Raw genomic sequence first — 23,232 nt, 5'->3', positions numbered from 1 at the left:
AACAGGAGTTGAACGACGTACGACGTCGAGCGGGCCTGCACATCAAACCGTGCCGCGTTCCGGGACGAACCGGTGCACCCGGCCGTGTCCGGTGCAGGACGCCCTGGCCGAAACCCTCCGCCCCGAGCCCTCCCGGCTCCAGGCGCTCAGCGGTCCGGACCGGCCGTGCACGCCCCGGGTTCAGTCCTTCGCGCGCGAGCGGGCCTTGAAGGCGGCCTTGCGGGCGTCCTTGGCGATCTTGCGGTCCCGGTGCAGCCGTCCCACGGCCTCCAGCACGTCCGGCGTCGCGGGGTGCTCGACCCTCCATGCCTGGTCGAAGAAGCCGCTGTGCTGGCCGGAGAGCCCTTCGACCAGTTCCTGGAGCTCCTCCAGATCGCCGTCCGCGTCCAGTTGGGCGGCGATCGTGTCGACGGCGAGCCAGAAGATCATCGACTCCGGAGGCGCCGGTACGTCCGCGGCGCCGCGCTCCGCGAGCCAGACCCGCGCCAGTCCGCCGAGTTCGGGGTCGTCGAGCACGGCGCGCACGGCGGGCTCGGCCTCCGGCCCGACCAGCGCGAGGGCCTGCTGGCAGTGGAGCCTGCGCAGCGGGGCGCGCTCGTCGGCTCCCCGTGCCGCGCCCAGGAGTTCGGCAGCGGCCGCCTCCGCCTCGTCCGTGCCGCGCCGGCCGAGCCAGAGGCCGACCTCGGTGCGCGCGGCCTCCTCGGGGTAGTACGCGATGCCGTCGAGGAGGACGTCGGCCCCCTTGTCCGCGAGGTCACCGACGGCGGGGGCGTCCACGCCGGCCTCCAGCATGCGTTCCCGGATGCCGTAGAGACCGAGCGGGGTCAGCTTGACCATGCCGTAGCGGGTGACGTCGTCGTCGTCGGCGGGCGGTGTCGCCTCCTCGCCCTCCTCGGTCAGCAACGCCTCGTCCACCGGCCGGTACTCGACGATCCCGATGGGGGCGAGCACCCGGAACTGGTCGTCCAGCCGCATCATGACCTCCGACACCTGTTCGAGGACGTCGTCGGTGGGCTCGCCCATGTCCTCGGGCACCACCATGGACGCGGCCAGGGCGGGCAGCGGTACCGGGGCGTCCGCGGGACCCGCCTCCGAGAGCGTCAGCAGATAGAGGTTGCCGAGCACGCCGTCGAGGAATTCGGCCTCCTCCTGCGGGTCCCAGTCCAGGGCCTCGAAGTCGACGCTGCCGTCCTCGCCGATGAGGTCGGCGAAGTCGTCGAAGGCCGGGGCGGTGGCGTCCGCGTGCACGGCCTCCAGGCCGTCGAGCCAGATCGCGAGGACGTCCTGCGGCGAACCGGAGGTCAGCAGGCCCAGGTTCTCCCCGACCGTCACGGTGCCTTCGGCGTCGTCCTCCGCCTCCTCGCCCTCCGGGTCCTCGACGTCGAGGAGCCCCGTGTCGACGGCGAGGCGCCATGCCTCGCTGGCGTACGCCGCGCCGTCCTCGTCGTCGCCGAGGCCCAGGTGCTCGGCGGCCGCGGGCAGCTGCGCCTCGACGAGCTCGCCGCCGGCGCCCACCCGGGTCGCGGGGCCCGCCCAGCGGGCGAGGCGGACGGCCCGGGCGAGCAGCGGAGCGGCCAGCGCGTCCCGTGCCAGCTCGGCCTCGGTGTGCAGCCGCACCGGCGGCAGGGAGGGGCGCTCTGCGGACATCAGGGGGTTCTCCTCGGGGCGTGCGCGGGATGTGTGCGACGGGCCGGCCCCTGTGTGTACGGGTCCCCGGCCGCGGGCTCCAGCGTAGACGCATTCCGTCCCGTGGTGCCCGGTTCCGTCCGAGGTCCCCGCCGATGCCGGGGCGGGCCTCCGGCGGCGCGCTGCCGCTTCCCCGGCCGGGGTGGTCCCGGGCCCGGAGCCGTCGCGGGACCGGCGGTCCGACGCCCGCCCGGCGTGCGCGCCGTGCACGGCCGCCCCCGGGGATCAGGGCAGGTGACGACCGGTCAGCCGGCCGTGTCCTCGCGCCAGGCCGTCGTGTTCAGCTCGTCCATCAGCCGGACGTCGTGTTCCTCCAGCGGGAAGATCCTCGCCCCGGCGTCCGGCGCGGCCGCGATCTCCAGGGCGTCGCCCTCGATGAGGTCGCCGCCCTCCTTCGTGGAGACCCAGGCCAGGGTCGACGTGACCGTCCCGCCGGGCCGGAGCACGACCTCCTCGGGCCCCTCGTCGTTGCCGAACATCGATCCGCCCGGGTTGACGGGGACGGGGATGCGCCCCCCGTCCTCGCCCAGCGCCCGGACCGACGGGTAGCCGTGGACCCGGTACGGCCGCTTCCCGCAGTTGGTGAGCGTGAGGGTGACGGCGCGGTGGAACATCGCCGTCTGGACGGGCCCCATGTCCACGACCGCACCGGATGCCGGGCAGTCACCGGCCGACGGCGAGGGGCTCGGGGCGCCCTGGGCCGGCGCGTCCGTCGTGGCCCCGGCGCCCGGGGCTGGGGCGGTGCCGGCCGGCCGCGTCGCGGCCGTGCGGCCCGGTTCCGGGGCCGGCTCCCCCTCACCCGCCGGGACGAGGAATCCGGCGCAGCCGGACAGCGTCAGGACGGCCGCCGTGAGCACGGCCGCCGAGATCGTCTTCCGTACGCGCATTCCGTGTGCCCCACCCCTGGAACGGTTCGTCGCCTCTCTGTTCGATCATGCCAGAGGGGCTTCACCGTTCAGCGTCTCTTGCCTTCCACCCCAAGCAGATCTAAGTGGACCCGCACCGGCCGGACACGGAGACTGCGGACATGACTTCCCCCGCCACGAGGCCCTTCGGCCGCGCCCTCTGCGCCATGATCACACCGTTCACCGCCGCGGGCGGCCTGGACCTGGACGCCGCCCGCCGCCATGCCGCCGCCCTCGTGGCGGACGGGTGCGACGGTCTCGTGCTCAGCGGCACCACCGGCGAGTCACCGACCACGACGGACGAGGAGAAGACGGCGCTGCTGCGGGCGGTCCGGGAGGCGGTCGGGGGCTCGGTCCCGCTGATCGCGGGGGTGGGGAGCTCCGACACCCGGCACACGGTCCGGCTCGCGCAGGAGGCGGAGGCGGCGGGCGCGGACGGCCTGCTGGTGGTGACCCCCTACTACAGCCGCCCGCCGCAGGCCGCCGTGGAGGCGCACTTCCTCAAGGTCGCGGAGGCGACCGGCGTCGGGCTGATGCTGTACGACATCCCGGGCCGCACCGGCACGCGCATCGAACCGGCGACGCTGCTGCGTCTGGCGCAACACCCGCGCGTCCTCGCGGTCAAGGACTGTTCGTACGACCTGCTCGCGGCCACCGGGGTGATGGCGCGGACCTCGCTGGCGTACTACTCGGGCTGCGAGGAGCTGAACCTCCCGCTGTACGCGATCGGCGGTGCCGGATACGTCAGCACGGTCGCCAACGCGGTCCCCCGTCAGATGCGGGCCGTGCTGGACGCGTTCGACGCCGGTGACACCGCGGAGGCGGCCCGTCTCAACGGTCTGGTGGCTCCGCTGGTCGAGGCCATGATGGCCGCCGGCCTGCCGGGCACCGTCACCGCGAAGGCGCTGCTGGGCGCGGGGACGGTCCGGGAACCGCTGCAGCCCGCCGGCCGCGAGGCGGCCGCCGGGCTGCGTGGGCTGTACGAGGAACTCCTCGCCGCTACCGCCTAGTCGTTGCTGTGCAGGACGTCGTTGAGCCCGTCCCACACCGCGTTGTTCGGGCGGGCCTCGACGGCTCCGGTGACCGAGTTGCGGCGGAAGAGGATGTTCGAGGCGCCGGAGAGCTCGCGCGCCTTGACGACCTGTCCGTCCGGCATCGTGACCCGGGTGCCGGCCGTGACGTAGAGCCCGGCCTCGACGACGCACTCGTCGCCGAGCGCGATCCCGATGCCCGCCTCCGCGCCGATCAGGCAGCGCTTGCCGATGGCGATGCGCTCCTTGCCGCCGCCGGACAGCGTGCCCATGGTGGAGGCGCCGCCGCCGATGTCGGACCCGTCGCCGATGACGACGCCCGCGGAGATGCGCCCCTCGACCATGGAGGTGCCGAGGGTGCCCGCGTTGAAGTTGACGAAGCCCTCGTGCATCACGGTCGTGCCGGAGGCGAGGTGCGCCCCGAGCCTGACCCGGTCGGCGTCGGCGATCCGTACGCCCTTGGGCGCGACGTAGTCCGTCATCCGGGGGAACTTGTCCACGGAGGTGACCTGGAGGTGCAGGCCCTCGGCGCGGGCGTTCAGCCGGACCTTCTCCAGGTCGTCGACGGCCACCGGACCCAGCGACGTCCAGGCGACGTTGGCGAGGAAGCCGAAGATGCCGTCGAGGTTCTGCCCGTGGGGCTGGACGAGACGGTGCGAGAGCAGGTGCAGCCGCAGGTAGGTGTCGTGCGCGTCGAGCGGCTTGTCGTCGAGCGAGGAGATGACCGTGGACACGGCGACGATCTCCACACCACGGCGCGCGTCCACACCGATGGCCTTGGCCGCGCCCTCACCGAGGCGGTTCACCGCCTCGTCGGGGGTCAGGCGCTGCGTGCCCGCGGGGCCGGGCTCGGCGGTGAGCTCGGGGGCGGGGAACCAGGTGTCGAGGACGGTGCCGTCACCGGCGATGGTGGCGAGGCCGGCGGCGACGGCGCCGGTGGTGCGGGCGGAGCCCTGGGAAGTCGTGTCGGTCATGCACAGAACCTAACCGTCCGAGCCCCGCGCGTGCGAACCGGTCTCAGGTGCCGGAGCGTGTCCGTCCGTCTCCCGCCGGGTCAGCGGTCGCCCGGGGGTCCCGTCTCCGTCGCCCCGAGGAGGCGTTCCCCCGTGCCGGACCGCGCGCGCTCCGGTCGGCTCCCCCCTCGGCGAGCCTCGCCAGCATCTCCCGGGTGTACACCGGGTCGAACTCGCCGCCGGTCAGGAGCACCTGGAGGCAGATCCCGTCCAGCAGCGCCGTGAGCGCCCGCGCGGTGGCCGGGTCGGTGCGGTGGGCGATCGGCTCGACCAGCGCGTCGGCCCACTCGCCCGCCACCGGCCGCAGGACGGGCCGCCTCAGCGCCGCGAGGTACAGCTCGTACTCCAGCTCCATCGGCCCGCGCCCGCCCGAGAACCACTCCCCCAGCAGCCGGGTCAGCGCGTCGGCGAGCGGGACGGCGGGGTCGGCGAGACCGCCCCCCTCCCGGACCATCCGGGCGAAGTTCTCGTTGCACCGGCGGAGCGCGGCGACCAGCAGCTCGTCGAGGGAGGCGAAGTGGTACGTCGTCGAGCCGAGCGGCACATCCGCCTCGGCGGCCACACTGCGGTGGCTGAGACCAGCGATGCCCTGGGCGCCGACGACCCGGATGGCCGCCTCGATGATGCGCTCGCGCCGCTCGGGGTCGTGCCGCCGGGCCATCAGTGGGCCCCTCCGAGATTGAGGACCACGACCCCGGCCACGATCAGCGCGATGCCGGCCAGCTTGGCCGGACCCGCGGACTCGCCCATCCAGAGGACGCCGATGGCGGCGACGGCCGCGGTGCCCACCCCCGCCCAGATGGCATAGGCGGTGCCGATCGACAGCGTCTTCAGGGTCTGGGCGAGCAGCGCGAACGCCAGCACGTAGCCCACGACCGTGACGAGCGAGGGCCACAGCCGGGTGAAGCCCTCGCTGTACTTCATGGCCGTCGTCGCGGTCACCTCCGCCGCGATGGCCGCGGCCAGCAGTCCGTATCCCATGCGTACAAGCGTACACAACGTTGCGTACGGCCGTACACATCGCGCGCACCCCTCCCGCTCCCCCGCAGCGGCCCCGGAACGCCCGGACCGGCCGGGATCCACCGGCGCCCGGACGCTACGGTGTCCGCACCGGTATGACCTGATGACAACCGGACGATACGAACAAACGGAGCAGTGGTGGCGCAGGACGCAGGGTGGGGCGGGGGCGCCTACGGGGGCGCGCCGTACGGCGGTTACCCCTTCGGGGGGCCTCCGGGGTGGGGCGGCTGGGTGCCGCCGCCGAAGCCGGGGGTGATACCGCTCGCGCCGCTGGGACTCGGGGACGTCCTGGGCGGAGCGTTCTCGACGATGGGCAGGTACTGGAAGCAGCTGTTCGGCATGGCGGCGGCGCTCTACGGCGGCGCCACGCTGCTGATGGGCGCGGCGGTGGCCGTCGCCTACTCCGCCGTCTCCGACCATCTGGACCGGGTGGTGGCCCTCGACCACGACGAGACGGCGTCGTCCACGGACGTCGTTCCGCTCGTGACCGCGGGCATCGTCCTCGGGCTGCTGGGCATCGTCACCATCTCCGTCGTCTCCGGCCTGATGTACGCGGCGGTCCCGGCGGTGCTGCAGGAGGCCGTCCTGGGCAGGCCGGTCGCGTTCTCGACGGTGTGGCGCAGGGCGTGGGCCCGCGTCTTCCCCGTGATCGGCGCGGTGATCCTCACGTCGCTCGTGGCGATCGTGCCCGTCCTGCTCGTCATGGTCGCGTTCTTCGGGCTGGTCGTCGGTCTGCTCACCATGGACGGGGACAGGGGCGCGGCCGTCGCCCTGTCGCTGGGCGTCGTCGGCGCCCTGGCGACCGGGCCGCTGGCGGTCTGGCTCTGGATAAAGGTCTGTCTGGCTCCGGCGGCCGTGGTCTTCGAGGGCCAGGGTCCCGTCGCCGCGCTGCGCCGGTCCGCCCAGCTGGTGAAGGGCGACTGGTGGCGGATCTTCGGCATCACCCTGCTGGCCGGGCTGATGGCGGCCGTCGCCGGGTACATCGTGCAGATCCCGTTCTCGTTCCTCGGCCTGTTCCCCGGGATGCTCGGGACCGCGTCGCTGGACGAGGACCCGAGCACCGCGGCAGTGGTGGTGGCGATGAGCGGCTACCTGGTCGCGACCCTGCTGGGGATGACGGTGAGCCAGATCATCTCCACGACGTTCCCGCAGCTGGTGACCGGTCTGCTCTACGTCGACCGGCGGATCCGCACGGAGAACCTCGGCCCGGTGCTGGCCGAGGCCGCGGGCGTACCGCCGCAGGGCTTCCCCCACCAGGGGCCCGTCCCCCCGCCGTACGGAGGCGGGACACCTCAGTGGTGACCCGCCCCCGGTGCCGCGGGGCGGAGCGGGTCAGCCGCCCACGGTGAACCAGGTGGCGCGGGACTTCTTCCACTCGGCGTGGCCGAGGTCCTTCGCCTCGGTGCCGTCACCGTAGAGATCGGCCGCCCCGGCGTCGGTGATCACCTGGGCACGGGCCCCGGCGGCCGTCAGGTCCGGCACCGAGACGACGGCCTCCCAGCCGCCCGGGTCGGTGGTGGGCAGCTCGGTGACCTTCACCGGCGCGTGTCCGGCGACGCCGTCCCAGCGGTAGAGGGCGTAGGGGTCGGAGTTGTCGTCGGCCGCCCAGGACCCGGCCACGATCAGGTACTGGTCGGCGGCGTTCTTCCGGATGTCACGGATGGTCAGCCCGCCGAGGTCCAGCTGGACCGGCGTACCGAACACGGCCTTCGCCCCGCTGCCGGCGACCTTGTCGAAGTTGGTCACGGGCACCAGGAGCGCCTTGCCGCCGGCCTTCGGCGGAACCAGGGGCGCGCGGAAGCCGACGTACGCGGTGGTCGTCGAGCCGGGCGCGAACTCCAGTCCCTCGACGTTGAATCCGTCGATCTGCTTGGGCGCCTGGCCGTCCTCGGTGCCCGCGGCGAAGCCGAACCGGTCCCCGTTCGCCTCGTCCCAGGCGACCAGGTCGTCGCGGAGCCTCTGGTACGAGCCGCCGACCGTCAGCTGGGTGGCGGCGCCGGAGCCGGTCACGGTCGTGGCGAAGACGGTGTTGCGGGCGGACTTGTACTCGCCGTCCTTGTTGTTGCCGAGCGATCCCGTCCAGTAGACGGTGTTCCCCACCCGTGCGGCCCCCTCGATGTCGATCTCCTTGCTCACCCCGAGCTTCGAGGCGACGTCCCAGGTCCGCACGGGGGCGCCGGAGACCGAGAGGTCGTAGAGGCGCAGGGTGTTGGACTCGTCGTCCGCCACCACCGCGTACCCGCCGCCTACGTCGACGGCCGCCGAGGCGTCCGACGAGCCGGTCGCCCAGCGGGTGCCGGACGAGTTCTGCACGGCGGCCGACGCGGCGTAGTGCAGCACCGTGGTCGCGGTCTTCCCGCCGAGCCCGGTGACCTTCAGGGTGAGGTCGGTGTACCCACGGGCGTGGGCACCGACGGAGACCTGCCGGGTGGCACCGGTGCCGGTGACGGTCACGTCGGAGACCGCGGCCACCGAGGACCTGGAGCTGGCGGAGGCGGTCACGGTGAGCGCCGAGACGTCGGCGCCGCTCTGCGCGACGGTCACGGCGGCCGTCGGGTCTCCCGTGGCACCGACCGCGCCGGACAGGTAGGACGCCGACAGGGCGATCGTCGGGGTCCCGTAACCCGCGGCGTGCGCGGGAACGTTGCCGACCGGCGCGGCCAGTACGAGGATCCCGGCGGCGGCGAAGGCCGCCCTGCGGTTCTGGAGCGGAAGCTGGTGCAGCACGGCGTGCCTCTCGTCGGCGTGGTGTCGAGGAGCAGGCTCCGTCCCCGGCGCCAACGGCGGGGGCACGGCACGGGTACGGCGGACGAACAGCACGGGACGCCCGTGAGGGCGCGCGGCCTCCGTGCCCCGGACGCGTGCGGAACGGCGAACGGCCGTGGCCGCCAGGAGGACTGGCGGCCACGGCCGTTCGCACGGGTGGAGCGGGAGGTCGATCAGACGTTGAAGCCGAGCGCGCGGAGCTGCTCACGGCCGTCGTCGGTGATCTTGTCCGGGCCCCACGGCGGCATCCAGACCCAGTTGATCCGCAGCTCGTTGACGATGCCGTCGGTCGCGGACTTCGCCTGGTCCTCGATGACGTCGGTCAGCGGGCAGGCCGCGGACGTCAGCGTCATGTCGAGGGTGGCGATGTTGGCGTCGTCGATGTGGATGCCGTAGATCAGGCCCAGGTTGACGACGTCGATCCCCAGCTCGGGGTCGACCACGTCGTACAGCGCCTCGCGGACCTCCTCCTCGGAGGCCGGCTTGGTCGTGAGAGTCTCGTTCTCGCTCATGCGGTCTTCCCTTCGGACAGCGCCTGCGCCGTCGCGTCCTTCCACGCCATCCAGCTCAGCAGCGCGCACTTGACCCGGGCCGGGTACTTGGAGACACCGGCGAACGCGACCGCGTCCTCCAGCACCTCCTCCATCGCGTCGTCCGGCTCCAGCTGACCCTTGGACTGCATCAGTTCCAGGAAGGTCTCCTGGATCCTCTGCGCCTCGCCGAGCTCCTTGCCCACCAGCAGCTCGTTGAGCACGGAGGCGCTGGCCTGGCTGATGGAGCAGCCCTGACCCTCGTAACTGACGTCGGCGACGGTCTCTCCGTCGTACTTCACGCGGAGCGTGATCTCGTCGCCGCACGTCGGGTTGACGTGGTGCACCTCGGCGTCGCCGTCCCGCAGGCCACGCCCGTGGGGGTGCTTGTAGTGGTCCAGGATCACTTCCTGGTACATGGAATCAAGCTTCACCAGTCAACCCTCTGCCGTCTAACCGAAAAAGTTCCGCACGTGCTCCAGCCCGTCCACCAGGGCGTCGACCTCGGCCGGCGTGGAGTACAGATAGAACGACGCTCGCGTCGTCGCAGGAATTCCGTACCGCAGGCAGACCGGCCGTGCGCAGTGGTGTCCGACCCGGACGGCGATGCCCTGCTCGTCGAGCACCTGCCCCACGTCGTGGGGGTGGATGTCGCCGAGCGTGAAGGAGATCGTCGCCCCGCGGTCCTCGGCCGTCGCCGGACCGATGATCCTGAGGTCCGGGACCTCCAGGAGCCGGCGCACCGCGTACTCGGTGATGGCCTGCTCGTGGCGGTGGATGTTCTCCATACCGATGGCCGAGAGGTAGTCCACGGCCGCGCCGAGGCCGACGGCCTGCGCGATCGGGGGCGTTCCCGCCTCGAACTTGTGCGGAGCCGGCGCGTACGTCGACGAGTGCATCGACACGGTCTCGATCATCTCGCCGCCGCCGAGGAAGGGCGGCAGGTCCTCCAGGAGCTCCTGCCGTCCCCAGAGCACGCCGATGCCCGTCGGGCCGACCATCTTGTGACCGGTGAAGGCCACGAAGTCGGCCTGCAGCGCCTGCACGTCGAGCACCATGTGCGGGGCCGCCTGCGAGGCGTCGATGCAGACCAGCGCACCGACCTGCTGGGCGCGGCGGACGATCGTCTCGACCGGGTTGACCGTGCCCATGATGTTGGAGACCAGGGTGAAGGAGACGATCTTCGTCTTCTCCGTGATGATCTCGTCGATGTTGGACAGGTCGAGGCGGCCGTCGTCGGTGATGCCGAACCACTTCAGCTTCGCGCCGGTGCGCTGCGAGAGCAGCTGCCACGGCACGATGTTGGAGTGGTGCTCCATCTCCGTGGTGACGATCTCGGTGTCGCTGTCGACCCGGTAGGGCTCGTCCGCCCAGCCGAGCATGTTCGCGACGAGGTTGAGCGACTCCGAGGCGTTCTTGGTGAAGATCACCTCGTTGCGGCTGGGAGCGTTGATGAAGGCGGCGACCTTGTCGCGGGCGCCTTCGTACAGCGCGGTGGCCTCCTCCGCGATGGTGTACACACCGCGGTGGACGTTGGCGTTGTGCCGCTCGTAGTACGCACTGAGGGCGTCGAGCACCTGGCGCGGTTTCTGCGAGGTCGCCGCGCTGTCCAGGTACACGATCTTCTTGCCGTCGTGGACCGTGCGGTCCAGGATCGGGAAGTCCTTGCGGATCGCCTCGGTGTCGAGGAGGCCGGAGAGCCCCTGTCGGGCGTCAGTCACGCGGAAGCGCCACCCTTCACATATGCCTCGTAGCCCTCGTTCTCCAGCTTGTCGGCCAGCTCGGCACCGCCGGACTCGGCGATGCGGCCGTTGGCGAAGACGTGCACGAAGTCGGGCTTGATGTAGCGGAGGATCCGCGTGTAGTGGGTGATCAGCAGGGTGCCGACCTCGCCGCCCTCACGGACCCGGTTGACGCCCTCGGAGACGACGCGCAGGGCGTCGACGTCCAGGCCGGAGTCGGTCTCGTCGAGGATCGCGACCTTCGGCTTGAGGAGCTCCAGCTGGAGGATCTCGTGGCGCTTCTTCTCACCGCCGGAGAAGCCCTCGTTGACGTTGCGCTCGGCGAAGGAGGGGTCCATCTGGAGCTCGGCCATCGTCTCCTTGACCTCCTTGACCCACGTACGCAGCTTGGGGGCCTCGCCACGGACGGCGGTGGCGGAGGTGCGCAGGAAGTTGGAGACCGAGACACCGGGGATCTCGACCGGGTACTGCATGGCGAGGAACAGGCCGGCGCGGGCCCGCTCGTCGACGGACATCTCCAGGACGTCCTCGCCGTCCAGGGTCACCGTGCCGCTCGTGATCGTGTACTTGGGGTGACCCGCGAGCGAGTAGGCGAGGGTGGACTTGCCGGACCCGTTCGGGCCCATGATGGCGTGCGTCTCGCCCTGCTTCACGGTCAGGTCGACGCCCTTGAGGATCTCCTTCGTGGCGTTGTCGGCCTCGACGGAGACGTGCAGGTCGCGGATTTCAAGCGTTGCCATGGGTGACTCAGGACTCCTGGGTGACGGAGACGAGCACATCGTCCCCTTCGATCTTTACGGGGTATACGGGGACGGGGCGCGTCGCGGGAAGACCGGACGGCTTGCCGGTGCGGAGGTCGAAGCTCGATCCGTGCAGCCAGCACTCGATCGCGCAGTCCTCCACCTCGCCCTCCGAGAGCGAGACGTTCGCGTGCGAGCAGATGTCGTTGATCGCGAACACCTCGCCCTCGGTGCGGACGACGGAGACCGGCGTGCCGTCGAGCTCCACCCGCTTCGGGGTGTCGTCCTCCAGCTCGCTCAGCGCACAGGCTTTGACGAAGGCCATCTCAGACCGACGCCTTCAGCTCGGCCTCGATCTTGTCGAGGAGCCGGGCCTCGACGTCCGGAAGGCCGATCTGCTGGACCAGCTCGGCGAAGAAGCCGCGCACGACGAGCCGGCGGGCCTCCTCGGCCGGGATGCCGCGGGACTGCAGGTAGAACAGCTGCTCGTCGTCGAAGCGGCCGGTCGCCGAGGCGTGGCCGGCACCGACGATCTCGCCGGTCTCGATCTCCAGGTTCGGTACGGAGTCGACCCGGGCACCGTCGGTCAGAACCAGGTTCCGGTTCATCTCGTAGGTGTCGGTCCCCTCGGCGGCGGCCTGGATGAGCACGTCACCGATCCACACGGCGTGGGCGTCGTCGCCCTGGAGCGCGCCCTTGTACACCGCGTTGGACTTGCAGTGCGGCGTGTTGTGGTCGACCAGGAGGCGGTGCTCCTGGTGCTGGCCCTTGTCGGTGAAGTAGAGGCCGAAGAGCTCGGCCTCCCCGCCGGGGGCGGCGTAGGCGACCCGCGGGTGGAGACGGACGAGGTCCCCGCCAAAGGTCACCACGATCGACTTGAACGAGGCGTCGCGGCCGACCAGCGCGTTGTGCTGGCCGACGTGGACGGCCGTGTCGTCCCAGTCCTGGACGGAGACGACGGTGAGCTTGGCACCGTCGCCCAGGACGTAGTCGACGTTGGCCGCGAGCACGGCGTCACCGGTGTGGTCGATGACGACGACGGCCTCGGCGAAGGCACCCAGCTCGACGACCTGGTGGCCGTAGGCCACACCGCCCTCGCCGTGCACGGTGATCCGGACCGGCTCGCTGAGCACGGCCTCCTTGGCGACCGTGACGACCGAGGCGTGCTGGAAGGACGAGTACGCCTGGGCGGCGACCCGGTCCACCGGGGTGCCCGCCTTGCCGAGCCGCGCGTCGTCGCGGCCCACGGTCTCGACGGTGACGCCCGAGGGCGCCTCGACGACGACCTTGACACCGTCACCGGTGGCGACGGCGGTGCCGTCGTGCAGGCCGCGCAGTCGCTCCAGCGGCGTGAACCGCCACTCCTCCTCGCGGCCGTGCGGGACCGGGAAGTCCGCGACGTCGAAGGACGGGGGCGCGCTCATGCGCGTGGCGACGGTGGACTCTGCCGCCACCGCGATGGACCCGGCGGTGGTGGAGCCCGCAGGGATGTTCTGAGCCTCAGCCATGGCTGTCGTAGTGCTCGCTTTCTCAGTCAAGAACTCTCGGGGACGATCGGCGGACGGCGGCGCCGTACTAGCCGACCGAGCCCTCCATCTGCAGCTCGATCAGCCGGTTGAGCTCGAGCGCGTACTCCATCGGCAGCTCCTTGGCGATCGGCTCGACGAAGCCGCGCACGATCATCGCCATGGCCTCGAACTCCGTCATGCCGCGGCTCATCAGGTAGAAGAGCTGGTCCTCGGAGACCTTGGAGACGGTCGCCTCGTGGCCCATCGACACGTCGTCCTCGCGGACGTCCACGTAGGGGTAGGTGTCGGAGCGGGAGATGGTGTCCACGAGCAGCGCGTCGCACAGCACGTTGGACTTGGCGCCGGGCGCACCCTCGCCGATCTCGATGAGACCGCGGTAGGAGGTGCGGCCACCGCCTCGCGCCACCGACTTGGAGACGATGTTGGAGGAGGTGTTCGGTGCCATGTGGACCATCTTGGCGCCGGCGTCCTGGTGCTGGCCCTCGCCCGCGAAGGCGATGGACAGGGTCTCGCCCTTGGCGTGCTCGCCCATGAGGTAGACGGCCGGGTACTTCATGGTGACCTTGGAGCCGATGTTGCCGTCGACCCACTCCATGGTCGCGCCCTCGTACGCCACGGCGCGCTTGGTGACCAGGTTGTAGACGTTGTTCGACCAGTTCTGGATGGTCGTGTAGCGGCAGCGGCCGCCCTTCTTCACGATGATCTCGACGACCGCGGAGTGCAGCGAGTCCGAGGAGTAGATCGGCGCGGTGCAGCCCTCGACGTAGTGGACGTAGGCGTCCTCGTCGACGATGATCAGCGTCCGCTCGAACTGGCCCATGTTCTCCGTGTTGATACGGAAGTAGGCCTGGAGCGGGATCTCGACGTGCACGCCCTTCGGCACGTAGATGAAGGAGCCGCCGGACCACACGGCGGAGTTCAGCGAGGCGAACTTGTTGTCACCGACGGGGATGACGGTGCCGAAGTACTCCTTGAAGAGCTCCGGGTGCTCCTTGAGCGCGGTGTCGGTGTCCATGAAGATGACACCCTGCGACTCGAGCTCCTCGTTGATCTGGTGGTAGACCACCTCGGACTCGTACTGCGCGGCGACACCGGCGACGAGGCGCTGCTTCTCCGCCTCGGGGATGCCGAGCTTGTCGTACGTGTTCTTGATGTCCTCGGGCAGGTCCTCCCAGGACTCCGCCTGCTTCTCCGTCGACCGGACGAAGTACTTGATGTTGTCGAAGTCGATCCCCGACAGGTCCGAGCCCCAGTTCGGCATCGGCTTCTTGTCGAACAGCTTCAGGCCCTTGAGCCGGAGCTTGAGCATCCACTCCGGCTCGTTCTTCTTCTCCGAGATGTCGCGGACGACAGCTTCGGACAGGCCGCGCTTCGCCGCCGCGCCTGCCGCGTCGGAGTCGGCCCAGCCGAACTCGTACGTGCCCAGGCCCTCGAGCTCAGGGTGGGCAGTCTCCGTGGGGAGCGTCATGCGGGGTTCCTCCCGGCCGTGCTTGCGGATGCTGAATGAGTGGTCTGTGAAGTCTGTGGTGCCGTGGGGCTGCCGCGCGGAACGAACGTCGTGCACACGCCGTCGCCGTGGGCGAGGGTGGCGAGACGCTGCACATGGGTCCCGAGCAGACTGGAGAAGAACTCCGTCTCCGCCTCGCACAGCTGCGGGAACTGCTCCGCTACGTGCGCGACCGGGCAGTGGTGCTGGCACAACTGCTCGCCCTGCTGGGGCCCCGGCGCGCTGCGCGCCGTAGCAGCGTACCCGTCGGCCGACAAGGCCTTGGCCAAGGCCTGGGTGCGGGCCTCGGGGTCCGCGGCCTCGATCACGGCCCGGTACGTCTCGGACTGGGAGGCCATCCTGGCGCGGGCGAAGGCGACGAGCGCCTCGTCCCCGGCGGTGTCGGCGATCCAGCGGAGCGCGTCGGCGGCGAGCTTGTCGTAGGACTGGTCGAACGCGTCCCGGCCGCAGTCGGTGAGCGCGAAGACCTTGGCCGGACGGCCACGGGTCCGCGTGCCGTACACCCGCTGCTCGCGGGCCTCGACCACGTCGTCGGAGACGAGGGTGTCGAGATGACGGCGTACGGCCGCCTGCGTCAGGCCGACCCGCTTCGCCAGGTCGGCGGCGGTGGACGGGCCGTGGTCCAGGATGGAGCGCGCGACCCGGTTGCGCGTCGAGCGCTCACCGGTCGCGAGTTCCTCCTGAGGAGCCTCGCCAACGTATTTCACAACGCCATTGTTGCGTAATTCCTCCGGGCCTGACAACCCGCCCCGTGACCGGGCGCGGTGCCCTTCATCACTAAGGCAGACCTAAGTTGACCTGCGGAAACGGATGATCTCGGCAGCCCTTCGCAGGTGGGCGCCGTCGCGGACCTCCGGGGGACGCGGGGCTCCCGGGCCCCGGCACGACGCTCCGGACACGTCCGGACACAGGGGGGAACCCGGCGCGCCGGACCCCTTTCCCGCCAGCCTAGACTTGCCCGCCATGAGCAGTGAGCCCGTCGTACAGGCCAGGGGCCTGGTCAAGAGGTACGGCACCAGGACAGCGGTCGACGGCCTCGACCTGGAGGTCTCGGCGGGCGCGGTGACCGCGGTCCTCGGCCCCAACGGCGCCGGCAAGACCACCACGATCGAGACATGCGAGGGCTACCGCCGGCCGGACGGCGGAACCGTGCGGGTCCTCGGCCTGGACCCGGTCGCGGACGCGGCCGCGCTCCGCCCCCGGATCGGCGTGATGCTGCAGTCCGGCGGCGTCTACTCCGGCGCCCGCGCCGAGGAGATGCTGCGCCACATGGCCAAGCTCCACGCCGACCCGCTGGACGTCGGCCCGCTCGTCGAGCGCCTCGGACTCGGCAGCTGCGGCCGGACCACCTACCGCCGGCTCTCCGGCGGACAGCAGCAGCGCCTCGCCCTGGCCATGGCCGTCGTCGGCCGCCCCGAGCTGGTGTTCCTGGACGAGCCGACGGCGGGCCTCGACCCGCAGGCCCGCCGCGCGACCTGGGACCTGATCCGGGAGCTGCGCACCGACGGGGTGTCCGTCGTCCTCACCACGCACTTCATGGACGAGGCCGAGGAGCTCGCCGACGACGTCGCCGTCATCGACGCGGGGCGGGTCATCGCCCAGGGCAGCCCGGAGCGGCTGTGCCGCGGCGGCGCGGAGAACACCCTGCGCTTCACCGGGCGCCCCGGCCTGGACCTCGGCTCGCTGCTGAAGGCGCTGCCCGACGGCAGCGAGGCCGCGGAGCTGACCGGCGGCGCCTACCGCATCACCGGGCGGATCGACCCGGAGCTGCTGGCGACCGTCACCTCCTGGTGCGCCCAGAACGGCGTGATGCCCGACGGCATCGCGGTGGAGCGGCACACCCTCGAGGACGTCTTCCTGGAACTGACCGGCAAGGAGCTGCGCGCATGAGCGCCGGTACGTACACCCCGCGCCCCGGCGCCGCCCCGCTGCACCGCATGATCGCGGCCCAGGCCGCGCTGGAGACGCGGATGCTCCTGCGCAACGGCGAGCAGCTGCTGCTCACCGTGGTCATCCCGGCGCTGCTGCTCGTCCTGTTCAGCGCGGTCGACGTCGTCGACACGGGCGCGGGTGAGGCGGTCGATTTCCTGACGCCGGGCATCCTGGCGCTCGCGGTGATGTCCACGGCCTTCACGGGCCAGGCCATCGCCACCGGTTTCGAACGCCGCTACGGCGTCCTCAAGCGGCTGGGCGCCTCGCCGCTGCCCCGCTGGGGCCTGATGACGGCCAAGACCCTCTCGGTGCTGGTCACGGAGGTGCTGCAGGTCGTCCTGCTGACGGTGATCGCCTTCGCGCTTGGCTGGTCGCCGCAGGGGAACCCGTTCTCCGTCCTGCTGCTGCTGGTCCTGGGCACCGTGGCCTTCTCCGGGCTGGGGCTGCTGATGGCGGGGACGCTGAAGGCCGAGGCGACGCTGGCCGCCGCCAACCTGGTCTTCCTGCTGCTGCTGGTCGGCGGCGGCGTCGTCGTGCCGCTGGACAGGTTCCCGGAGGCGGCACAGTCGGCCCTGGGCCTGCTGCCGATCTCAGCGCTCTCCGACGGGCTCAGGGACGTCCTGCAGCACGGCGCCGCGATGCCGTGGGGCGACGCGGCGGTCCTGGCCGTCTGGGCGGTGCTGGGGCTGGGCGCGGCGGCGCGGTTCTTCCGCTGGGAGTGAGGGCCCTCCCGGGGCGCCGTCCCGCGACAATGTCCGGGCTCACCCGGGAATGCCCACCCCTCGTGAAAACTTGCACAAGCCGTTCCTTACGATAGGGCGCGTGGAAACCCCCATCTCCTACATCGCCAAGCGCTGGACCCCGTCGGCGAAGACGGCCAAGCGAGCGGCGCTCGCCGCGGTGGTGATGAGCGTCTTCATCATCGTCACGGGCGGTGCGGTCCGGCTGACCGGATCGGGCCTGGGCTGCGACACCTGGCCCAAGTGCACCGACGACAGCCTCTTCGCCACCCCCGAGCAGGGTCTGCACGGCGCCATCGAGTTCGGCAACCGGATGCTGACCTACGTCCTGTCGGCCGCGGTCGGCTGGGCGATCATCGCGGCGCGCTCCCTGAAGCCCCGCAGGCGCGGTCTCACGCGCCTCGCCTGGTCGCAGTTCTGGCTGGTGATGGGGAACGCCGTCATCGGCGGGATCACCGTCTGGGCCGGACTCAACCCGTGGTCGGTGGCCGGGCACTTCCTGCTCGCCAACTGCCTGCTCACGGTGGCCGTGATCACCTGGGTGCGGATCGGCGAGGGCGACGGCGCGCCGCGCCCGCGCGCCCCCCGCCCGGTGCGGCAGCTGTCCTGGGCCGTCGTCGCCGCCACGGTCCTGCTGATGGTGCTCGGCACCACGGTGACCGGCTCGGGCAAGCACGCCGGCGACAGCAGCGACGTCCCGCGCATGCCGTGGGACTGGAGCGCCGCCGCACACGTCCACGCCGTCGCGGCCTGGGTCGTCTGCGCCCTGGCCGTCGCGATGTTCTTCGCCCTGCGCGTCGTGGACGCCCCCGCCGACACCCGGGCCCGCGCCCGTGACCTGCTGCTGGTGCTGCTGGCACAGGGCGCCATCGGCTACGTGCAGTACTTCAGCGACGTACCCGAGATCCTGGTCGGGATCCACATGCTCGGCTCGTCCCTGATGTGGATCGCGGTCATGCGGCTGCTCCTGTCGCTGCGCGAGCGGCCGGCGGGCGGCCCCGGCATCCCCGCTCCGGCGAGCGGACAGCAGCCGGAGCACGCCGCGGCCGTCTGACCGCGCGGACATACGAGAGCCGCTGTCGTCGCGCCCCTGAGGGGCGGGACGACAGCGGCTCTTCGTCGTACCGGTACCGGGTGAGTCAGCCCTTGTCGTTGGACGGGCCGCCGACCTGGATGCCCGCCATCCGGGACCACTCGTACGGGCCCGTGCGGACCTTGGCCGCGAACTCGCCGTCGAAGTCCTCGTGGACGGTGATGCCAGCCTTGCGCGTGGCGTTCTCGGCCACCGCGTAGGAGGGGGCGACCAGGTCGCCCCAGCCGCCGTCCTCACCGACCAGCACGATGCGGGTGCCCATCCGCCCGAGGTGGGCGAGCTGCCCCTCGGCACCGCCGTGCGCCTCGGCGAAGGTGTTGATCTGCCTGGCGAGCTTCGCAGCCCTGCGCTCGGCGCGGGCCGCGTGCTTGTCGTCCGTCTGCTGGGTCTGAGGCTCTGCCGTCTCTGCCATGGTCAGGATGCTACCGACGGGTAGATCGACTGGCGACGGGCGGGGGGCGTGGCGTCGGCCACGTCCCCCGCCCGTCGGCGGAGCCTCTGCGCGTGCGGGACTACCTCAGGAAGGGGTCCACCGCGACGGCGACGAAGAGGAGCGAGACATAGGTGATGGACCAGTGGAACAGCCGCATCTCCTTGAGCTTGGCGCCGGTGACGCCGGACTTGGCCCGGTTCTGCAGGCCGTGGGCCTCCCAGAGCCAGAATCCGCCGGTCAGTACGGCCACCAGGGTGTAGAACCACCCGGTGTAGCCCAGCGGGGTCAGCAGGAGCGAGACACCGACCATCACCCAGCTGTAGACCACGATCTGGCGGGCGACCACCTGGTTGGAGGCGACGACCGGGAGCATCGGGACGCCGACGCGGGCGTAGTCGTCCTTGACCTTCATCGAAAGCGGCCAGTAGTGCGGCGGCGTCCAGAAGAAGATCACCGCGAAAAGAATGACCGCGGCCCAGCTCATCGAATTCGTCACGGCGGACCAGCCGATGAGCACCGGCATGCAGCCGGCGATTCCGCCCCAGACGATGTTCTGGGAGGTACGGCGCTTCAGCAGCATCGTGTAGATGACGACATAGAACAGAAGTGCGCCGAGTGCGAGCGCCGCGGACAGCCAGTTGACGAGCAGTCCGAACCACACGGTGGAAATCACCGCCAGGGCGATTCCGAAGGCAAGGCACTCACGAGGGCTCACCATGCCGGTGACCAGCGGGCGCTGGGACGTACGGTCCATCAGCGCGTCGATGTCACGGTCGATATACATGTTGAGCGCATTGGCACCGCCCGCGGAGAGATATCCGCCGATGGTGGTGGTCACTACGAGCCAAAGATCGGGCACGCCCTGAGCGGCGAGGAACATCACCGGAACGGTGGTGATCAGCAGCAGCTCGATGATGCGCGGCTTGGTAAGAGCCACGAATGCCTTGATGCGGGCCCCGAACGGGCGCTGGCCCACTGGGCTCGGAGTCAAGGCGACCCCTGCGGGTCGGGACTCGACGGCCGTCACGCACACCCCTGACAGAGAAATCCCAGCAAGCTCCGGGCGGGAAGGCCCGGTAAAGACTTGCGCGAACCAGACCACTGTAGACGTTGGGCATACGCCGTCCTTCGCGGGGGTGGGGTCGTGTTGGGGTGGCGCAGAAGTGAACGGCGGCGCTCATACGGGAGGCGAACTCCGCAGGTCGCCCGCACTGTGGAAAGGGCAGAAGTACGGTCTTGCGACGGGGGTAGGCTCGACAATGCCCGGTGCGGTAACCAGTCACCGGTTTACGAACAGTGGAGAGGAGCCCTGACTCAGGGTGAGCACCAAGCCGACCACCACAGACCTCCAGTGGACCGAATTGGACCAGCGGGCCGTGGACACCGTCCGCGTCCTGGCCGCGGACGCCGTACAGAAGGTCGGAAACGGCCACCCGGGTACGGCGATGAGCCTCGCTCCTGCCGCGTACACCCTCTTCCAGAAGGTGATGCGCCACGACCCGGCGGACGCGGAGTGGACCGGACGCGACCGGTTCGTACTCTCCGCGGGCCACTCCAGCCTGACGCTGTACATCCAGCTCTACCTCGCCGGGTACGGCCTGGAACTGGACGACCTGAAGGCGTTCCGCACCTGGGGCTCCAGGACGCCCGGTCACCCGGAGTACGGCCACACCACCGGTGTCGAGACGACGACCGGCCCGCTGGGCCAGGGCGTCGCCAACGCCGTGGGCATGGCGATGGCCGCCCGGTACGAGCGCGGTCTCTTCGACCCGCAGGCCGCCGCGGGCACCTCCCCGTTCGACCACACCATCTGGGTCATCGCCGGTGACGGCTGCCTCCAGGAGGGCATCTCGGCCGAGGCGTCCTCGCTGGCCGGCCACCAGAAGCTCGGCAACCTGGTGCTGCTGTGGGACGACAACCACATCTCGATCGAGGGCGACACGGAGACCGCGGTCTCCGAGGACACCCTGAAGCGTTACGAGTCCTACGGCTGGCACGTCCAGCGCGTGGACCAGCTGCCCAGCGGCGACCTCGACCCCGAGGGCCTGCACCGCGCGCTGCTGGCCGCCAAGGCCGAGACCGAGCGCCCGTCGTTCATCGCGGCCCGCTCGATCATCGCCTGGCCCGCCCCGAACGCCCAGAACACCGAGGCCGCGCACGGCTCGGCCCTCGGCGACGACGAGATCGCCGCCACGAAGCGGGTGCTCGGCTTCGACCCGGAGAAGACCTTCGAGGTCTCCGACGAGGTCATCGCCCACACCCGTGAGGCGCTGGACCGCGGCCGCGAGGCCAAGGCCGAGTGGGAGAAGGGCTTCGCCGCGTGGCGCACCGCCAACCCGGAGCGCGCGGCGGACTTCGACCGCATCGCCGCCGGTGAGCTGCCCGCGGGCTGGGAGGACGAGCTCCCCGTCTTCGAGGCCGGTCACGGCGTCGCCACGCGTGCCGCCTCCGGCAAGGTCCTGCAGGCGCTCGGCGGTGTGATCCCCGAGCTGTGGGGCGGCTCCGCCGACCTCGCGGGCTCGAACAACACCACGATCGACAAGACGTCGTCGTTCCTCCCGGCCGGCAACCCGCTGCCCGAGGCCGACCCGTACGGCCGGACGATCCACTTCGGCATCCGCGAGCACTCCATGGCCGCGGCCATGAACGGCATCGCGCTGCACGGCAACACCCGTATCTACGGCGGCACCTTCCTGGTGTTCTCCGACTACATGCGCAACGCCGTCCGGCTGTCCGCGCTGATGCACCTCCCGGTGACGTACGTGTGGACGCACGACTCCATCGGCCTCGGCGAGGACGGCCCGACGCACCAGCCGGTCGAGCACCTGGCCTCGCTGCGGGCGATCCCGGGTCTCAACGTCGTCCGCCCGGCGGACGCCAACGAGACGACCATCGCCTGGCGCGAGATCCTCAAGCGCGGCAAGAAGGACTTCGGGAAGAGCGCCCCGCACGGTCTGGCGCTGTCCCGCCAGGGCCTGCCCACCTACGCGGCGAACGAGAACGCCGCCAAGGGCGGCTACGTGCTCCTCGACGCCGAGGGCGGCGAGGCCCAGGCCGTTCTGATCGCCACGGGTTCCGAGGTCCAGCTGGCCGTCGAGGCGCGTGACGAGCTCCAGGCGGCCGGTGTACCGACCCGTGTGGTCTCGATGCCGTGTGTCGAGTGGTTCGAGGAGCAGGACCGGGCGTACAAGGACAGCGTGCTGCCGCCGTCCGTGAAGGCCCGGGTCGCCGTCGAGGCGGGCATCGGTCTCACCTGGTACCGCTACGTGGGCGACGCGGGCCGGATCGTCTCGCTGGAGCACTTCGGTGCGTCGGCGGACGCCAAGGTCCTCTTCCGCGAGTTCGGCTTCACCGCCGCGCACGTGGCGGAAGCCGCCCGGGAATCTATCGCCGCCGCCGCGCGCTGACGCGATCACACGACTAGTAGGAGATGCAATTCTCATGACAGACGCACTCAAGCGCCTCTCCGACGAGGGCGTGGCGATCTGGCTGGACGACCTGTCCCGTAAGAGGATCACGTCCGGCAACCTGGCCGAGCTGATCGACCAGAGCCACGTCGTGGGTGTCACGACCAACCCTTCGATCTTCCAGAAGGCGATCTCGCAGGGCGACGGCTACGACCAGCAGCTCACGGACCTCGCCGCCCGCAAGGTCACCGTCGAGGAAGCCATCCGCATGATCACGACGGCGGACGTCCGTGACGCCGCCGACATCCTGCGCCCCGTCTTCGACGCCACCGGCGGACAGGACGGCCGGGTCTCCATCGAGGTCGACCCGCGCCTGGCCCACAACACCCTGGCGACGGTGGCCGAGGCCAAGCAGCTGGCATGGCTGGTGGACCGGCCGAACACGCTCATCAAGATCCCGGCGACCAGGGCCGGCCTGCCGGCGATCACCGAGGTCATCGGCAAGGGCATCAGCGTCAACGTCACGCTGATCTTCTCGCTGGAGCGTTACCGCGAGGTCATGGACGCCTACCTGGCGGGCCTGGAGAAGGCCAAGGCCGCGGGCCTGGACCTCTCCGAGATCCACTCAGTGGCGTCCTTCTTCGTGTCCCGCGTGGACACCGAGATCGACAAGCGCCTGGACGCGGTCGGCACCGACGAGGCGAAGGCCGCGAAGGGCAAGTCCGCCCTCGCCAACGCCCGTCTGGCCTACGAGGCGTACGAGGAGGTCTTCGGCAGCGACCGCTGGGCCGCCCTGGACAAGGCGCAGGCCAACAAGCAGCGCCCGCTGTGGGCCTCCACCGGTGTGAAGGACCCGTCCCTCAAGGACACCCTGTACGTCGACGACCTGGTCGCGCCGAACACGGTCAACACCATGCCGGAGGCGACGCTGGACGCCGTGGCCGACCATGGGGAGATCACCGGCAACACCGTCGCCGGCCGTTACGACCAGGCCCGTGCCGACCTCGACGCGATCAAGAAGCTCGGGGTCAGCTACGACGACGTCGTCCAGCTGCTGGAGGACGAGGGCGTCGAGAAGTTCGAAGCCGCCTGGATCGACCTGCTCAACTCCACCGAGGCCGAGCTCAAGCGCCTCGCTCCTTCGGAGGGCTGACCACC

The 23,232-nt window shown here is 70.9% G+C and carries 22 protein-coding genes and 1 pseudogene; 7 read left to right on the top strand and 16 right to left on the bottom strand.

The annotated features are described in order from the left end of the window. Positions 1-180: 180 nt before the first annotated feature. Together IA22_RS0105285 and IA22_RS0105280 are read right to left on the bottom strand one after the other, a co-directional pair. Positions 181-1,647, bottom strand: coding sequence for a hypothetical protein (locus IA22_RS0105285; RefSeq protein ID WP_030122868.1), 1,467 nt, complete (start codon positions 1,645-1,647; stop codon positions 181-183). 284 nt (positions 1,648-1,931) lie between these two features. Continuing rightward, positions 1,932-2,573: a DUF4232 domain-containing protein gene (locus tag IA22_RS0105280; protein WP_030122867.1), complete on the bottom strand. Its 642-nt coding sequence runs from the start codon at positions 2,571-2,573 to the stop codon at positions 1,932-1,934. 140 nt (positions 2,574-2,713) lie between these two features. On the opposite strand from IA22_RS0105280, the gene dapA reads away from it, so the two are divergent. After that, the gene (gene dapA / locus IA22_RS0105275; RefSeq protein ID WP_030122866.1) at positions 2,714-3,601 is read left to right on the top strand and encodes a 4-hydroxy-tetrahydrodipicolinate synthase; all 888 of its coding nucleotides are present in this window, start codon (positions 2,714-2,716) and stop codon (positions 3,599-3,601) included. On the opposite strand, the gene dapD is transcribed toward dapA, so the two are convergent. From dapD to IA22_RS0105260, 3 genes and pseudogenes are all read right to left on the bottom strand, one after another. Then, positions 3,598-4,596: a 2,3,4,5-tetrahydropyridine-2,6-dicarboxylate N-succinyltransferase gene (dapD, locus tag IA22_RS0105270; RefSeq protein ID WP_014156920.1), complete on the bottom strand. Its 999-nt coding sequence runs from the start codon at positions 4,594-4,596 to the stop codon at positions 3,598-3,600. The genes dapA and dapD overlap by 4 nt on opposite strands. Before the next feature lie 157 nt (positions 4,597-4,753). Next, positions 4,754-5,296: pseudogene (locus IA22_RS0105265) on the bottom strand (TetR/AcrR family transcriptional regulator); the annotation flags it as partial. Beyond that, entirely contained in the window at positions 5,296-5,616 is a 321-nt protein-coding gene (locus IA22_RS0105260) for a DMT family transporter (protein WP_014156918.1), read from the bottom strand. The gene IA22_RS0105260 and the pseudogene IA22_RS0105265, both read right to left, overlap by 1 nt. A gap of 177 nt (positions 5,617-5,793) precedes the next feature. On the opposite strand from IA22_RS0105260, the gene IA22_RS0105255 reads away from it, so the two are divergent. Next, a complete protein-coding gene (locus IA22_RS0105255) occupies positions 5,794-6,957 on the top strand; it encodes a DUF7847 domain-containing protein (protein WP_030122864.1) in 1,164 nt (387 codons plus the stop codon). Between the two features lie 30 nt (positions 6,958-6,987). On the opposite strand, the gene IA22_RS0105250 is transcribed toward IA22_RS0105255, so the two are convergent. The 9 genes from IA22_RS0105250 to IA22_RS0105210 form a co-directional block, all read right to left on the bottom strand. Further along, positions 6,988-8,382: a DUF3616 domain-containing protein gene (locus IA22_RS0105250; RefSeq protein ID WP_030122863.1), complete on the bottom strand. Its 1,395-nt coding sequence runs from the start codon at positions 8,380-8,382 to the stop codon at positions 6,988-6,990. Between the two features lie 212 nt (positions 8,383-8,594). Beyond that, on the bottom strand, positions 8,595-8,933 hold the full coding sequence (locus tag IA22_RS0105245; RefSeq protein WP_014156915.1) for a metal-sulfur cluster assembly factor: 339 nt from the start codon (positions 8,931-8,933) through the stop codon (positions 8,595-8,597). Further along, the gene (sufU, locus tag IA22_RS0105240) at positions 8,930-9,385 is read right to left on the bottom strand and encodes a Fe-S cluster assembly sulfur transfer protein SufU (RefSeq protein ID WP_014156914.1); all 456 of its coding nucleotides are present in this window, start codon (positions 9,383-9,385) and stop codon (positions 8,930-8,932) included. The genes IA22_RS0105245 and sufU overlap by 4 nt, the downstream gene beginning before the upstream one ends. An 18-nt stretch (positions 9,386-9,403) precedes the next feature. Then, positions 9,404-10,672 carry a cysteine desulfurase gene (locus tag IA22_RS0105235; RefSeq protein WP_014156913.1) on the bottom strand — a complete coding sequence of 423 codons (1,269 nt, stop codon included), beginning with the start codon at positions 10,670-10,672 and terminating at the stop codon, positions 9,404-9,406. Beyond that, positions 10,669-11,433: a Fe-S cluster assembly ATPase SufC gene (gene sufC, locus IA22_RS0105230; RefSeq protein ID WP_014156912.1), complete on the bottom strand. Its 765-nt coding sequence runs from the start codon at positions 11,431-11,433 to the stop codon at positions 10,669-10,671. Before sufC ends, IA22_RS0105235 begins: the two co-directional genes overlap by 4 nt. A gap of 7 nt (positions 11,434-11,440) precedes the next feature. After that, entirely contained in the window at positions 11,441-11,758 is a 318-nt protein-coding gene (locus IA22_RS0105225; protein ID WP_014156911.1) for a bifunctional 3-phenylpropionate/cinnamic acid dioxygenase ferredoxin subunit, read from the bottom strand. Position 11,759: 1 nt separating this feature from the next. Further along, complete coding sequence (gene sufD, locus IA22_RS0105220; RefSeq protein ID WP_014156910.1) at positions 11,760-12,941, bottom strand: Fe-S cluster assembly protein SufD; 1,182 nt, start codon at positions 12,939-12,941, stop codon at positions 11,760-11,762. Positions 12,942-13,008: 67 nt separating this feature from the next. Then, the gene (gene sufB, locus IA22_RS0105215; RefSeq protein ID WP_014156909.1) at positions 13,009-14,430 is read right to left on the bottom strand and encodes a Fe-S cluster assembly protein SufB; all 1,422 of its coding nucleotides are present in this window, start codon (positions 14,428-14,430) and stop codon (positions 13,009-13,011) included. Further along, positions 14,427-15,176 carry a helix-turn-helix transcriptional regulator gene (locus IA22_RS0105210; RefSeq protein ID WP_014156908.1) on the bottom strand — a complete coding sequence of 250 codons (750 nt, stop codon included), beginning with the start codon at positions 15,174-15,176 and terminating at the stop codon, positions 14,427-14,429. Before IA22_RS0105210 ends, sufB begins: the two co-directional genes overlap by 4 nt. Positions 15,177-15,432: 256 nt before the next feature. Here IA22_RS0105210 and IA22_RS0105205 point away from each other — a divergent pair, with 256 nt between their 5' ends. The 3 genes from IA22_RS0105205 to IA22_RS0105195 all read left to right on the top strand — a co-directional run bounded on the left by IA22_RS0105205 (position 15,433) and on the right by IA22_RS0105195 (position 18,195). Beyond that, the gene (locus tag IA22_RS0105205; protein ID WP_015576731.1) at positions 15,433-16,359 is read left to right on the top strand and encodes an ABC transporter ATP-binding protein; all 927 of its coding nucleotides are present in this window, start codon (positions 15,433-15,435) and stop codon (positions 16,357-16,359) included. After that, positions 16,356-17,123, top strand: a complete 768-nt coding sequence (locus IA22_RS0105200; RefSeq protein ID WP_030122862.1) for an ABC transporter permease — start codon at positions 16,356-16,358, stop codon at positions 17,121-17,123. The genes IA22_RS0105205 and IA22_RS0105200 overlap by 4 nt, the downstream gene beginning before the upstream one ends. Before the next feature lie 91 nt (positions 17,124-17,214). Next, positions 17,215-18,195: a COX15/CtaA family protein gene (locus IA22_RS0105195; protein ID WP_030122861.1), complete on the top strand. Its 981-nt coding sequence runs from the start codon at positions 17,215-17,217 to the stop codon at positions 18,193-18,195. 85 nt (positions 18,196-18,280) lie between these two features. Here the strand turns inward: IA22_RS0105195 and IA22_RS0105190 are convergent, their stop codons facing one another. After that, complete coding sequence (locus IA22_RS0105190) at positions 18,281-18,646, bottom strand: hypothetical protein (protein WP_014156904.1); 366 nt, start codon at positions 18,644-18,646, stop codon at positions 18,281-18,283. Between the two features lie 100 nt (positions 18,647-18,746). Next, a complete protein-coding gene (locus IA22_RS0105185) occupies positions 18,747-19,694 on the bottom strand; it encodes a heme o synthase (RefSeq protein ID WP_014156903.1) in 948 nt (315 codons plus the stop codon). Positions 19,695-19,986: 292 nt separating this feature from the next. On the opposite strand from IA22_RS0105185, the gene tkt reads away from it, so the two are divergent. Both tkt and tal read left to right on the top strand, forming a co-directional pair. Continuing rightward, positions 19,987-22,074, top strand: a complete 2,088-nt coding sequence (gene tkt / locus IA22_RS0105180) for a transketolase (protein ID WP_030122860.1) — start codon at positions 19,987-19,989, stop codon at positions 22,072-22,074. Positions 22,075-22,108: 34 nt separating this feature from the next. Then, positions 22,109-23,227, top strand: coding sequence for a transaldolase (gene tal / locus IA22_RS0105175; protein ID WP_030122859.1), 1,119 nt, complete (start codon positions 22,109-22,111; stop codon positions 23,225-23,227). Positions 23,228-23,232 lie beyond the last annotated feature (5 nt).

The sequence above is a fragment of the Kitasatospora papulosa genome (assembly GCF_000717245.1).
GTDB lineage: Bacteria > Actinomycetota > Actinomycetes > Streptomycetales > Streptomycetaceae > Streptomyces > Streptomyces papulosus.
This window is presented reverse-complemented; position numbering and strand designations above follow the sequence as displayed.